Raw genomic sequence first — 13,189 nt, forward strand, 5'->3', positions numbered from 1 at the left:
AGGAGGTGGGCCGTGGCCGAAGGGCCGACGATCACTACGATCGCCGAGCGCGCCGGGGTGTCGATCGCCTCGGTGTCGCGGGTGCTCAACGGCCTGCCGACGCGCGAGGAGACCGTGCGGCGGGTGCTCGCGGCCGCCGACGAGCTGGGATACGTGCCCAACGCCGTGGCCAGATCGCTGAAGTCACGCCGCACGCTCCAGGTGGCGTTCGCGATGGCCGACATCGGCAACCCGGTGTACGTGGCGATGATCCGCCAGATCCAGCCGGTGCTGAAGGCCGCCGGATACCGGCTCGTGCTGCACTCGACCGACGCCGACGTCGCGGAGGAGATCGACGTGCTGCGCAGCCTCGGCGAGCGCTACGCGGACGGGATGATCATGAGTCCGCTGCGGGTCACCGACGATCACCTGAAGGCGATCACGGCCGCGCGGGCGCCGGTCGTGATCATCGGTTCGGTGCCGGAGGGCACTCCCGTCGACAACGTCCGCGCCGACTCGGGGACCGGCGTGCGGCTGGCGCTCGACCATCTGTACGCGCTGGGCCGCCGCCGGATCGGCTTCGTCGACGGCCCGCTCGACACGGTGCCGGGAGCCGCGCGCCTCGCCGCCTACCGCGATGCCCTGCACGCGCTCGGCCTGCCGTACGACGAGGATCTGGTCGAGATCGGCGACTTCTACCGTACCGACGGGGCGGCGGCAGCGGCGCGCCTGCTCCGGCGGGCCGGGGACGTCGACGCGCTGATGTGCGCCAACGACCTGATCGCGCTCGGCGCCTACGACGTGCTGCGCCGGGCCGGACGGCGGATTCCCGCCGACGTGGCGGTGGTCGGCATGGACGACACGGACCTGGCGGCGGTGGCCTGGCCGGCGCTCACCAGCGTCTGTCTCGGCTCGGCCGAGCGCGGCCGGGCGGCGGCCGAGTTGCTGCTCGACCGGCTGCGGGACCGCGAACGGCCGCCGCGGGTCGTCATGGTCCCGCCCCGCCTGGTCACCCGCGCCTCGACCGAGGGCGGGCCGTGACCGCGGCCGCCGGCGCGTACGCCCCGGCCCCGCCGCGCCGCCCGCGCCGTACGCCGCGCCGCGGCGGCGGACGGGAGCTGTTCCTGCTCATGCTGCCCGCGCTGGTCCCGGTGCTGGTGTTCAGCGTCGGACCGCTGCTCTACGGCATCTTCCTCGCGTTCACCGACGCCAGGTCCGGCCGGAACGCCGAGACCTCGTTCGTCGGCCTGGCGAACTTCGGCGACCTGCTCACCGACGGCGACTTCTGGACCTCGTTCCGGATCGGCATGATCTGGGGGATCTCCGTCACCGTGCTGCAGTTCCTCGCCTCCCTCGGCCTGGCGCTGCTGCTCGACCGGGACCTGCGGCTGCGCGGCCTCGCCCGGGTGCTCGCCCTGGTGCCGTGGGCCATGCCGCCGGTCGTCATCGGCCTCATGTGGCGGCTGGTCTACCACCCGAACGCCGGCATCCTCAACGCCGTGCTCCGGGACGTCGGGCTGCTCGGCCACAACGTCGACTGGCTCAACGACTTCGCCATCGCACTGCCCGCGGTGATCGTGGTCGGGGTCTGGACCGGCATGCCGCAGACCACGGTCGTGCTGCTGGCGGGCCTGCAGAACGTGCCGCGAGAGCTGTACGAGGCCGGCCAGGTCGACGGGGCCGGCACCTGGCGGCGTTTCTGGAACATCACGCTGCCCCAGCTCCGCCCGGTGATCGTGGCGATCACCTCGCTCGACTTCGTGTGGAACATCAACCAGTTCGGCCTGGTCTACGTGCTCACCCAGGGCGGCCCCGGCGGACGGACCCGCCTGCCGATGCTGTTCGCCTACGAGGAGGCCTTCCGATTCGGCTTCTTCGGCTACGCGTCCACGCTCGGTGTGGCGATCGTGATCGTCGTGCTGGCCGTGCTCGGCCTCTACCTGTGGCGCCAGATGCGGGAGGCGAACTGACATGCGGCGTGCCCTGTCGTACCTCGCCCTGCTCGGCTACCTGGTCTTCCTGGCGTTCCCGCTGATCTGGCTGCTGTCGACCGCGCTGAAGACGCCGCAGGAGATGGCCTCGCTGGACCCGGCGTGGCTGCCGCGCCGCCCGACGCTCGCCAACTTCGCCGACGCGTTCGCCGAGCAGGACCTGGTCGGCAGCGCGCTGCGCAGCCTGGTCGTCGCGACGGCCAGCGCGGTGATCACCGTGGTGCTCGCGCTGCCGGCGGCGTACGCGCTGGCCAGGCACCGGGGCGCGGTCAACAGGATCGCGATCGGCTGGGTGCTGGTCAGCCAGGTCTTCCCGGTCATCCTGATCATCATCCCGCTGTTCATGGTGCTGCGGCGCTTCGACCTGGTGAACACCCTGCCGGGCCTGACCTTCGTGCACGTGACGTTCACGCTGCCGTTCGCGCTCTGGATGCTCCAGGGGTACGTGCGGGCGGTCCCGCGGGAGCTGGAGGAGGCGGCCGCGGTCGACGGCGCGGCGAAGGCGACCTCGATCGTCAAGATCGTCGCGCCGCTGCTCGCGCCCGGCGTGGTGGCCACGCTGCTCTTCGCCTTCATCTCGTCCTGGAACGAGTTCCTGTTCGCCCTGGTCGTACTCAAGGACCCGGACATCGCGACCCTGCCGCTCACGCTGGTCAAGTTCACCGGCGCCGAGGGGGTCGTACGGCTCGGCCCGCTCGCCGCGGCCTCGCTGCTGGCGACCATCCCGAGTCTGGTGTTCTTCGCCGCGATCCAGCGGCGGCTGAAGTCCGGGCTCATGGCCGGCGCCGTCAAGGGATAGCCCCCGATTGGAGAGTCATATGCGCAGGAGAACCGCTCTCGCGGCGGCGGCGACGGCCGTCGCAGCGCTGATCGCCGGTTGCGGCGGCGGAGGCGGAGACGGCGGCGCCGCGCCCGGCGAGCCGGTCACGCTGAAGTTCCTCAGCCTCGCCTGGCAGAAGGAGTCGATCTCCGCCAACAAGCAGCTCGTGGACGAGTGGAACACCGCCAACCCCGACATCCAGGTCGAATACGTCCAGGGCAGCTGGGACAACGTCAACGATCAGCTCGTCACGTCGTTCGAGGCCGGCGACCCGCCGGACGTCATCCACGACGACTCGCCGGCGCTGGCCGGGTTCGCCTCGCGCGGCTATCTGCTCGACCTGTCGGGCAGGCTGCCCGCCGAGCTGAAGAACGACATCCCGCAGGCGGCCTGGGACACCGTCACCTTCGACGACGGCAGGGGCGGCACCGGCGTCTACGGCGTGCCGTTCCTGCAGGAGTCGCAGGTCGTCATCGCCAACAAGAAGCTGCTCGACGCGGCGAAGGTGCGCATCCCCACCCCCGCCGACCCGTGGACCTGGGACGAGTTCGCCGAGATCAGCAAGAAGCTCACCAAGGACGGCACGTACGGCGTGGCCTGGCCGATGAAGTCCCCGGTGAACAAGGTGCTCAACCTCGCGCTCAACTTCGGCGGGACGTTCTTCTCGAACGAGGGCGGCAAGACCACGGTGAAGGTCGGCCCGCAGGAGCGCGAGGTGCTCCAGCGCATCCACGACCAGCTCTACAGGGACAAGACGGCCGACCCCTCCGCGCTCGGCATGGGCACCGCCGACCCGCTGCCCGGGTTCTACGCGGGCAAGTACGCCCTGCTGCCCGCCGGCGTCTACCTCCGCCAGCAGGTCGTCGAGCAGGCTCCCGACGGCTTCGAGTGGATCACGCTTCCGCCGCTGAAGGGCACCACCTCCGAGCAGGGCGCGACCTCGCAGACCCTGTCGGTCCCGGCGGACGGCAGGCACCCCGACGAGGCGGTGAAGTTCATCTCCTTCTTCCTCAACGGCCCCAACCAGGCCAAGCTGGCCAGGGGCGACTGGCTGCTGCCGACCAGCAGGGCCGCAGCCGGCGACCCGTCGATGACCACCGAGGAGAACGGCTGGGACGTGGCGACCGCCTCGGCCGGGAACCTCGTCGTCGCGCCCTACCTCAAGGTGAACGGCTTCGACGAGTGGAAGAGCAAGGTGGCCACCCCCACCCTGCAGGAGTACTTCGCAGACAAGATCAGCCTCGATGACGCCGCCCGGAGGCTGGTCGAGGAGGGCGACAAGGTGCTGGAGCGGTACGCCCGCTGACGCCGGGGTGCGCGCACCGCGGCCGCGGACGGACACGAGACCACGGGTTTCCCGGGGAAGGGAGAGACGATGAGCGAGGAGTACGCCGAGCGGGCGCGGGGCTGCCTGCTCGGCCTCGCGGTCGGGGACGCCCTGGGCCGGCCGGCGGAGAACCTGCCGCCCGAGGAGATCGCCCGCCGCTGGGGCCGCCTGACCGAGATCGAACCCGGCCGGGGCGGCACCGACGACACCGAATACGCGATCTTCGCGGCCTCGCTGCTCGTCAGGTACGGTCGCGCCCTCACCGGTGACGACGTCGCCCGGGCCTGGCGGGAGGAGATCGTCGCCAAGATCGAGGGACCGATGCGCGGCGCCGGGTTCTCCGAGCTGGGCACCGTCCAGGCGCTGCGCCGGGGTCTGGCGCCGCCGATGACGGGGCGGTGGCATCCGCACGGCTGGTCGGACGGGCTGGCCATGCGGGCGGCGCCGTACGGGATCTTCGCGGCCGGCGAGCCGGAGGAGGCGGCCCGGCTGGTCGCGGTGGACGGCGCGGTGAGCCACAGCGGCGAGGGGATCTGGGGCGGCCGGGCGGTCGCGGCGGCCGTCGCCGTCGCGATGACCGGGGCCGAGCCGAGCACGGTCGTGGCCGCCGCCCTCGCCGCCGTGCCGGAGGACAGCTGGACCGCGAGGAACCTCCGTGCGGCCGTCGCCGTCGTCGCGGCCCACGGGGCGGACGTCGCGGCGCTGAACCCCCGCAGGCCCGCCGTCATCGGCGATCCGCACGAGGCGCTCTCCCGTGAGCTGCACGAGGCCGTGGTGGCACGGCACTACCCGTGGACCGACCTCGCGCCGGAGGCGGTGGCGCTGGCCTTCGCCGCGTACCTGACGGGCGGCGGCGACGTCGAGGAGTCCGTGGTCGTGGCGGCGAACCTCGGCAGGGACGCCGACACGACGGCGGCCATCGCCGGCGCCCTCGCGGGGGCGGGGCGCGGCGATGACGGCGTGCCCGACCGCTGGGCCGCCGAGATCGGCCCGGTCGCCGGGGCGTGCCTGCCGGGTGTGGCGGGCAGGCACGTCCTCGACGTCGCCGACGAACTGGTCGAAAGGGCACTGGAACCGGTGGAAGGGACCTGAGAGATGTCATCGGGGGAGATCGGCCCTGATCGCCGGGACCGTCGAGATGGTCGAGGCGACCGGATCGCGGGCGCGATGATCGGGCTCGCGATCGGCGACGCGGCGGGCTGGCCGTCGGCACGGCACCGCTCCGGTGTCCTCGCGCCGTGGAGCAGGCGTCTGCACCGGGAGCTCGACGGGTTCGCCGAGGAGCACCGGGTCACCACGCTGCCGGTGCCGTTCACGCTCAACCAGCCGGTGCGGCCGCTGGCGCTCGGCCCGTCCGACGACGCGGAATGGCTCGCCTGGACGGCCTCGACGCTCCACGAGGACCGGGCCGAGGCGTTCGGCCGCCTCGCCGGCCGCGACGACCTGCGGGCCCGGATCTCGGTGCGCACCGCGCTCGACAACCTCGCCGGCGGCCGGCCTCCACCCGCGAGCGGGCACGACAACCCGCACTTCTTCGACGACGCGGCAGCCGTACGTGCCGTCGCGTTCGGCGCGGCCGGGCTCGACCCGACGCGGGACGCGCAGGTCACCAACGCCGGTGACGGCGTGCTCGGGGCGCGGGCGATGGCCGCGGCGGTGGCGGCGCTGGTGGGGGGAGCCCCGATGACGGCGGCCGTCGCCGCCGCGCTGGCCGAGCTGCCGGACGACACCGCGATCGGGCACGCCGCACGGGCCGCGCTGGCGGCCGCCCGCCGCGCGGGAGATCCCTTCGCCGCGGTCCCGGCGCTGGACGCGGTGCTGTTCGACCACGTCTACAGCTACGGCGTCGCAGCGGCGCAGACCGTGCCCGCGGCCCTGGCACTCGCGGAGGTGTCCGGCGGGACGCTGCCCGCCGCGGTATCCGCCGCCGCGTGCCTGTCGCCGGCCGCCGACTCGGCCCCGGCCCTCACCGGGGCGCTGACCGGCGCGTTCAGCGGCCATGCCGCGCTGCCCCGGGGATGGAGCGCGGCGGCACGCACGTTGCTCGGCTGCTGCCTGCCGGAGCTGGCCGGGGTCGACCTATTGGACATCGCGAAGGGACTGGCATGACGTCCGGGGGAATCCGTGTGAGGAGCGGCATGACGCCGCTGGAGGACAGGGCCGCGGGCTGCGTCGCGGGCGCGGCGGTCGGGGACGCACTCGGCGGCGCGACCGAGGGCTGGACCCCCGAGCAGATCCGGGCGCGCTACGGCGGCCGCGTCGACGGGATCGTGCCCCCCTACCACGCCGACTGGCGCAACGCCCGGCCGATCGCGCCCTACCACAAGGGCGACGGTCACGTCACCGACGACACCCTGATGACGCACGCGCTGATCCGGGTGTACGAGCGGGCGGGCGATCACCTCACCGCCTACGACGCGGCCGAGCACCTGGTGCCCGAGATGATGGGCGAGAAGCGGTGGATCCCCGAGCTGGAGGCCGAGGCGCTCCCGCTGCACCGGGTGTTCCTCGCCGAGAAGTGGCTGGTGCTGCGGCTGCACTACGGTCACGTCGACCCGCGTGAGGCGGGCGTCGGCAACATCGTCAACTGCGGGGCCGCGATGTACATGGCCCCGGTCGGCGTGGTCAACGCGGGCGATCCGGCCGGGGCGTACGCCGAGGCCGTCGACCTGGCGGGGGCGCACCAGTCGAGCTACGGACGGGAGGCGGCCGGGGTGCTGGCCGCCGCCGTGGCCGAGGCGATGCGGCCGGGCGCGACACCCGACTCGGTGGTCGCGGCCTGCCTGCGCCTGGCCAGGGACGGGACGCGGGCCGCCATCGAGGCGGTGTGCGAGGCCGCGCGCGGGATCGGCCACTGGGACGGCTCGTTCGTACGGCTGCGCGAGGCGGTCCGCCCGTACGACACGGTGGCCGACACCTACCGCGACCAGGGGCTGGGGGCGCGACGGCCGAGCCGGCTGCACAGCATCGAGGAGCTGCCGCTCGCGCTGGCCTTCCTGGTGATCGCGGGGGGCGACTATCGGGAGACCGTGCTCGGCGCGGTGAACTACGGCAGGGACGCCGACTCGATCGCGTCGATGGGCGGCGCGCTCGCCGGGGCGCTCGCCGGACTGTCCGCTGTGCCGCCGGACTGGCTGGCCGACGTCTCCGCCGCCAGCCGCCTGGACCTGGTGGCCCCCGGCCTCGCGCTCGCCGGGGTGGCCCGTAAGATCCACGAGGCCGACCTGACGCGCCGCCGGGCGCACGAGGCCGCCTTCGCGGAGCTGATCCGATGATCAGGCTCACCTGGGTGCAGCCGGAGGACCTGGTCGGCCACGAGCTGCGGCAGGCCGCCGAGGACGGCCGCTACGACCGGCATCGCAAGGAGGTGACGGCGATCGCCGAACGCTGGCGCAGAGCCGGCGGGCCCGGCGCGCCGCCCCGGGCGGGTGCCTCACCCGAGCCCGCCCCGCCGGAGCTGCGCCGCCTCGCCGGGCAGGTGCTCGACGAGCTCGCCGCGATCCCGTCGCCGCTGCCCGAGCCGTCGTCGCTCGACGAGATCGTGGCGGCCTGCCCGTCGTGGCCGTCCTCCCGCCCCGGGAGGGGAGGCGCGGACCCGGACCGGGTGCTCGGCGCCTGGCTGGGCCGGGCCGCCGGGTGCGTGCTCGGCAAGCCGGTGGAGAAGATCCCGCGCGCGGGCATCAGGGAGATCGCCGAGGCCACGGGCAACTGGCCCATCCGCGGCTGGTTCACCGCGATCGGCCTGCCTGCCGACGTGGCCGCCCACTGGCCGTGGAACCGGCGCAGCGCCGCGACCAGTCTCGCCGAGAACATCGACGGGATCCCCGAGGACGACGACCTCAACTTCCCGCTGCTCGCGCTGTCCCTCCTGGAGCGGTGCGGGCGCGGCTTCACGACCGACGACGTCGCCCGGCTCTGGCTGGACGAGCTGCCCGGCGGGCGGGTGTTCACCGCCGAGCGGGTGGCCTACCGCAACCTGCTCGCCGGGATCGAGCCGCCGGAGACCGCGACGTACCGCAACCCGTTCCGCGAGTGGATCGGCGCCCTGATCAGGGTCGACGTGTACGGCTGGGCCAACCCGGGCGATCCGGCCGCGGCGGCGGAGTTCGCCCACAGGGACGCCCGGCTCAGCCACACCGCGAACGGGATCTACGGGGCGATGTTCGCCGCCGCGATGTGCGCCAGGGCCATGACCGCGTCGTGCGTCGACGAGGTGATCGAGGCGGGTCTCGCGGTGGTGCCGCCCGAGTCGCGGCTGGCCCGTGCCGTACGGACGGCCGTGGCCGACGCCCGGGAAGAACCGGACTTCGAGCGGGTCGTGGACCGGCTGTACGAACGGCACGGCGACCGCGGCCACGGCGCCCTCCACTGGGTGCACACGATCAACAACGCGGCGCTGATCGCGGCCGCCGTGGTGCACGGCCGGGGCGACTTCACCACCTCGATCGCGGCCGCCGTGGCCGGGGGGTGGGACACCGACTCGGCCGGGGCCACGGTCGGGTCGATCGTGGGCGCGCTGAACGGCGGCGTCCCCCGCCAATGGACGACGCGGCGGAGCCGGCTGGCCAGCAGCCTGGCCGGGTTCGACGGGATCGGGCTGGACGAGCTCGCCCGGCGCACGGTCGCGCTGACGGGCTGACGGGCTGACGGGAGCGGAGGAGGAAGCATGATCTCGGTGTTCGGCAGCGCCAACATGGACCTGGTGGCGTACGTGCCGACGGCGCCCAAGCGCGGCGAGACCGTGACGGGGCGGGACTTCCGCTCGGTTCCCGGGGGGAAGGGGGCCAACCAGGCGATAGCCGCGGCCCGGGCGGGTGCCCGGGTGGCGTTCCTCGGCGCGGTCGGAGACGACGCGTTCGGCCCCGAGCTGCGGCGGGCGCTGACCGATTCCGGGGTCGACGTGGCACGGCTGCGCACCGTCCCCGGGCCGTCCGGCATCGCGCACATCGTGGTGGACGACGCCGGCGGCAACTCGATCATCGTGGTGCCCGGCGCGAACGGCACGGTGACCGGCCCCGACCCGGCCGACCTGGCGGTCATCGCCCGCTCCGACGCGCTGCTGCTGCAGCTCGAACTGCCGCTTGAGGCGGTGACGGCGGCGGCCCGGGCCGCGCGGGTCCCCGTCGTGCTCACCCCGGCGCCCGCACGGGAGCTGCCGGATGACCTGCTCGACGCGGTCGACCTGGTCGTTCCCAACGAGCACGAGGCCGTCGCGCTCACCGGAGCCGCCGACCCGGAGAGCGCGCTGGCCGCCCTGCTGGAGCGGGTGCCCGAGGTGGTGATCACCCTGGGCGTCCGTGGCGTCCTGTACGGCTCCCGCGACGGGCTGCGGCTGCGGGTGCCCGCGCTGCCGGTGCCGGTGGTGGACACCACGGCGGCCGGGGACACCTTCGCCGGGGCCCTGGCCGTCGCCCGGGCGGAGGGGCGGGAGCCGGCGTCGGCGCTGCGGTTCGCCACGGCCGCCGCCGCGCTGTCGGTGGGGCGCCGTGGCGCGAGCACCTCGATGCCGCACCGGCCGGAGATCGACCGGATGCTCGGCTCCCACGGGTGAGCCGAGCGCGGCGGTGCGGCGGTCAGGCCTCGATGACGTCCATGCCCGCCTGGGTGAACGCCTTGACGAGGTCCGGAGCGGCGCCGCGGTCGGTGACCAGGGTGTCGATCGCGTCACACGAGCAGATCCGGGCGAACGCCCGCGTGCCCAGCTTGGTGGAGTCGGTCACCACGATGACGTGCCGGGCCTGGGCCGCCATCAGCCGGTTGATGCCCGCCTCGCCCTCGTGATGCGCGAACGCCCCGCGCTCCGGGTCGAGCGCGTCCACGCCGAGGATCGCGTAGTCGAGCGTGATCCCCTGCAGCACGCCGTCGGCCAGCGGGCCGATCAGCTCGTAGGAGGCGGGCAGCGCGACCCCTCCGGTGACCACCAGCTTGACGTGCCCCCGCACGACGAGCTCGTTCGCGATGTTGAGCGCGTTCGTCACCACGGTGAGGCCGGGCTCTCCGCTGGGCGGGCCGGGGTCGGCGCGGCTCGCCAGGGTCCTGGCGACCTCGGTGGTGGTGGTCCCGCCGTTCAGCCCGACGATCGAGCCCGGCGGGACGAGCGCGGCGGCGGCCGCCGCGATCCGGTGCTTCTCCGGGGCGTTGCGCGCCGCCTTGTACTGCAGCGGCAGGTCATAGGAGATCGCGTTGACCACCGCACCGCCGCGGGTGCGGGTGAGCATCTGCTGGCGGCTCAGGTGGTCGAGGTCGCGCCTGATGGTGGCGGCCGACACGCCCAGCTCCGCGGCGACGGGCTCGACCTCGACCTTGCCGTCCCTCGCGAGGATCGCGAGCAGCGCGTTCCACCGTTCGTGGCTCGTCATGGGTTCCTCTCAGCGGTTCGCCCCAAAGCGTAGCCAACCCGCGTCTTGCGCATATTTGACTGTTAGTGGCATCTTATGAGCAGAAATGCACATCAAGGAGGCGTCCGTTGACACACGTTCAGGAGGAGATCGCCAGCCAGCCCGAGTGCTGGCGCAGGGCGCTGGATCTCGGGGCGGGCGCCCCCGATGGCCTGCCCCTGCCCGGTGAGCGCGTGGCCGTGATCGGCTGCGGGACCTCGCTCTACATGGCCCAGGCGTACGCCGCGCTGCGCGAGGCCACGGGGCAGGGCGAGACCGACGCCTGGGCCGCCTCCGAGCTGCCCGCCCGCCGCTACGACCGGATCGTGGCGATCACCCGCTCCGGAACCACCAGCGAGATCCTCGACGCGCTGGGCGCCGTCGACGACGGGAGACCCACGGTCGCGATCACGGCGGATCCCGTCACCCCCGTCGCCGACCTGGCCGGCACCCTGATCACACTGGACTTCGCCGACGAGCGCTCGGTGGTGCAGACCCGCTTCGCGACGAGCTGCCTGGCGATGCTCCGCGCCCATCTCGGCGAGGCCCCCGCCGACCTGCCCGAGCAGGCCGAGCGGGCGCTCGCCGCCGACCTGCCCGACCAGGCCCTCTCCCGCCGCCAGTTCACCTTCCTCGGCAGCGGCTGGAGCAACGGCGTCGCCGCCGAGGCCGCGCTCAAGCTGCGCGAGGCCGCGCTGGCCTGGTCGGAGTCCTACCCCGCCTTGGAATATCGCCACGGTCCGATCAGCATCGCCGACGAGGGCGGCCTGGTCTGGTTCTTCGGCGGCGCCGACGGGCTGCTCGACCAGGTGGTCCGTACCGGGGCCGCGACCACCGTGGCCGTCCTCGACCCGCTCGCCGACCTGGTGCGGGCCCAGCGCCTGGCCGTGGAGCTGGCCCGCTCGCGCGGCCTCGATCCGGACCGCCCGCGCAACCTCACCCGGTCCGTGATCCTCGGTTCGACGTGATCCTCACGGTCACCCTCAACGCGGCGCTCGACGTGACCTACGAGGTGGCGGAGCTGGTGCCGGGCGGCACGCACCGGGCGAACGCCGTCCACGAGCGCGCCGGCGGAAAAGGCGTGAACGTCGCTCGCGTGCTCACCGCGCTCGGCCATGACCGGGTCCTCGCCACCGGCCTCGCCGGGGGCCCGGCCGGAGCCGAGATCACCGCGGAGCTCGCAGCCGCGGGCATTCCGGCCCGGTTCGCCCCGATCGCGGGTGACTCCCGCCGGACCGTCGCGATCGTCGCGTCCGGCGATGCCACGATGTTCAACGAGCCCGGGCCGGTCGTCACGGCCGAGGAATGGCACGGGTTCCGCGAACTGTTCCGCGCGCTGTGCGCCGAGGCCGAGGTGGTCGTGCTGTCGGGCAGCCTGCCGCCCGGCGTCCCCGCGGACGCGTACGCCCTCCTCACGGCCGACGCCCGCGCCCGCGGCGTCCGCGTCCTGCTCGACGCGGACGGCGAGCCGCTGCGGCTCGGGCTGGCCGCCGGGCCCGACGTCGTCAAACCGAACACGGCCGAACTGGCCCGCGTGGCCGGTCCCGGCCCGGTGACCGAGGCCGCGCGGTCGCTGCTCGACGCCGCATCCGGGACGAGCGCCGTGGTGGTCTCCCGAGGCGCCGACGGTCTGCTGGGCGTCACCTCCGGCGGCACCTGGTCGGTGCGCCCGCCCCGGGCCCTGGCGGGCAACCCCACCGGCGCCGGGGACGCGGCGGCCGCCGCGCTGGCCCGGGCACTGTGCGGCGAGACCCCGGTCGACTGGCCGGTCGCGCTCGCCGACGCCGTCGCCCTGTCCGCCGCCGCCGTGCTCGTCCCCGTCGCCGGGGACGTCGACCTCGCCGCCTACCGCGCGTTCTCGCAGGAGATCTCATGCCGCTCGTCACGACAGCCTCGATGATCGACGCCGCCCCCGCCGGGGTGTGCGCCTTCAACGTCATCACCCTGGAGCACGCCGAGGCCATCGTGCTGGCCGCAGAGCGGACCGGTATCCCGGTGATCCTGCAGGTCAGCGAGAACGCGGTGCGGTTCCGCCTCGGCCGGCTGCGGCCGATCGCCGTCGCCGCCGGGGCCCTCGCCGCCGACGCGTCGGTGCCCGTCGCGCTCCACCTCGACCACGTCACCGACGACGGACTGCTGCGCGAGGCGGCCGACGCCGGATTCGGCTCGGTCATGTACGACGCGTCGCGTGCGCCGTACGAGCTCAACGTGGCCAGGACCCGGGCGGCGGCGGAGTGGGCGCACGGACGCGGGCTGTGGCTGGAGGCCGAGCTCGGCGAGGTGGGCGGCAAGGAAGGCGCGCACGCGCCGGGCGTGCGCACCGACCCGGGTGAGGCCGCCGCGTTCGTGGCCGCGACCGGGGTCGACGCCCTCGCGGTCGCCGTGGGCAGCTCCCATGCGATGACCAGCCGGGAGGCGCGGCTCGACCACGGGCTGATCGCGGCGCTGCGCGAGGCGGTCGCGGTGCCGCTGGTGCTGCACGGCTCCTCCGGCGTCCCCGACGACGAGCTGCGCCGGGCCGTCGCCGCGGGCATGAAGAAGATCAATATCGGTACGGCGCTGAACGTCGCGTTCACCGCGGCGGTCGACGGCTCCCGTCACCCGGGCGCGGACCCCCGCCCCCGCCTCGCCGCCGCCCGGGACGCCATGGCCGATGCCGCCGCCCACCTCCTCACCACGGTGGGGTCGCCGTGAG

General features: G+C 74.2%; 13 protein-coding genes. 12 read left to right on the forward strand and 1 reads right to left on the reverse strand.

What is annotated here, in order from left to right; genetic code table 11:
• Positions 1–12 precede the first annotated feature (12 nt).
• The 9 genes from AP234_RS04815 (at position 13) to AP234_RS04855 (ending at position 9,668) form a co-directional block, all read left to right on the forward strand.
• Entirely contained in the window at positions 13–1,020 is a 1,008-nt protein-coding gene (locus AP234_RS04815) for a LacI family DNA-binding transcriptional regulator (protein ID WP_055478335.1), read from the forward strand.
• Complete coding sequence (locus AP234_RS04820) at positions 1,017–1,949, forward strand: carbohydrate ABC transporter permease (protein ID WP_055478336.1); 933 nt, start codon at positions 1,017–1,019, stop codon at positions 1,947–1,949. Before AP234_RS04815 ends, AP234_RS04820 begins: the two co-directional genes overlap by 4 nt.
• A 1-nt stretch (position 1,950) precedes the next feature.
• Positions 1,951–2,769, forward strand: coding sequence for a carbohydrate ABC transporter permease (locus AP234_RS04825; protein WP_055478337.1), 819 nt, complete (start codon positions 1,951–1,953; stop codon positions 2,767–2,769).
• A gap of 19 nt (positions 2,770–2,788) precedes the next feature.
• On the forward strand, positions 2,789–4,096 hold the full coding sequence (locus AP234_RS04830) for an ABC transporter substrate-binding protein (protein ID WP_055478338.1): 1,308 nt from the start codon (positions 2,789–2,791) through the stop codon (positions 4,094–4,096).
• Between the two features lie 69 nt (positions 4,097–4,165).
• A complete protein-coding gene (locus AP234_RS04835; RefSeq protein WP_055478339.1) occupies positions 4,166–5,209 on the forward strand; it encodes an ADP-ribosylglycohydrolase family protein in 1,044 nt (347 codons plus the stop codon).
• 75 nt (positions 5,210–5,284) lie between these two features.
• Positions 5,285–6,226: an ADP-ribosylglycohydrolase family protein gene (locus AP234_RS04840; RefSeq protein WP_055478340.1), complete on the forward strand. Its 942-nt coding sequence runs from the start codon at positions 5,285–5,287 to the stop codon at positions 6,224–6,226.
• A 29-nt stretch (positions 6,227–6,255) separates the two neighbouring features.
• Positions 6,256–7,392: an ADP-ribosylglycohydrolase family protein gene (locus tag AP234_RS04845; RefSeq protein WP_055478341.1), complete on the forward strand. Its 1,137-nt coding sequence runs from the start codon at positions 6,256–6,258 to the stop codon at positions 7,390–7,392.
• Positions 7,389–8,756 (forward strand): ADP-ribosylglycohydrolase family protein, encoded by a 1,368-nt coding sequence (locus AP234_RS04850; protein WP_055478342.1) that lies wholly within the window; start codon positions 7,389–7,391, stop codon positions 8,754–8,756. The genes AP234_RS04845 and AP234_RS04850 overlap by 4 nt, the downstream gene beginning before the upstream one ends.
• Positions 8,757–8,783: 27 nt before the next feature.
• The gene (locus AP234_RS04855; RefSeq protein WP_055478343.1) at positions 8,784–9,668 is read left to right on the forward strand and encodes a ribokinase; all 885 of its coding nucleotides are present in this window, start codon (positions 8,784–8,786) and stop codon (positions 9,666–9,668) included.
• 22 nt (positions 9,669–9,690) lie between these two features.
• On the opposite strand, the gene AP234_RS04860 is transcribed toward AP234_RS04855, so the two are convergent.
• Positions 9,691–10,476, reverse strand: a complete 786-nt coding sequence (locus AP234_RS04860) for a DeoR/GlpR family DNA-binding transcription regulator (protein ID WP_055478344.1) — start codon at positions 10,474–10,476, stop codon at positions 9,691–9,693.
• 107 nt (positions 10,477–10,583) lie between these two features.
• Between AP234_RS04860 and AP234_RS35905 the strand changes: the two genes are divergently transcribed.
• The 3 genes from AP234_RS35905 to AP234_RS04875 are packed head-to-tail and all read left to right on the forward strand — an operon-like array spanning position 10,584 to position 13,188.
• A complete protein-coding gene (locus AP234_RS35905; protein WP_055478345.1) occupies positions 10,584–11,462 on the forward strand; it encodes an SIS domain-containing protein in 879 nt (292 codons plus the stop codon).
• Positions 11,459–12,394 carry a 1-phosphofructokinase family hexose kinase gene (locus AP234_RS04870; protein WP_055478346.1) on the forward strand — a complete coding sequence of 312 codons (936 nt, stop codon included), beginning with the start codon at positions 11,459–11,461 and terminating at the stop codon, positions 12,392–12,394. Before AP234_RS35905 ends, AP234_RS04870 begins: the two co-directional genes overlap by 4 nt.
• Positions 12,367–13,188, forward strand: coding sequence for a class II fructose-bisphosphate aldolase (locus AP234_RS04875; RefSeq protein ID WP_055478347.1), 822 nt, complete (start codon positions 12,367–12,369; stop codon positions 13,186–13,188). Before AP234_RS04870 ends, AP234_RS04875 begins: the two co-directional genes overlap by 28 nt.
• Position 13,189: the final 1 nt, after the last annotated feature.

Source organism: Sphaerimonospora mesophila (assembly GCF_001417795.1).
In the GTDB taxonomy this organism is placed as follows: domain Bacteria; phylum Actinomycetota; class Actinomycetes; order Streptosporangiales; family Streptosporangiaceae; genus Sphaerimonospora; species Sphaerimonospora mesophila.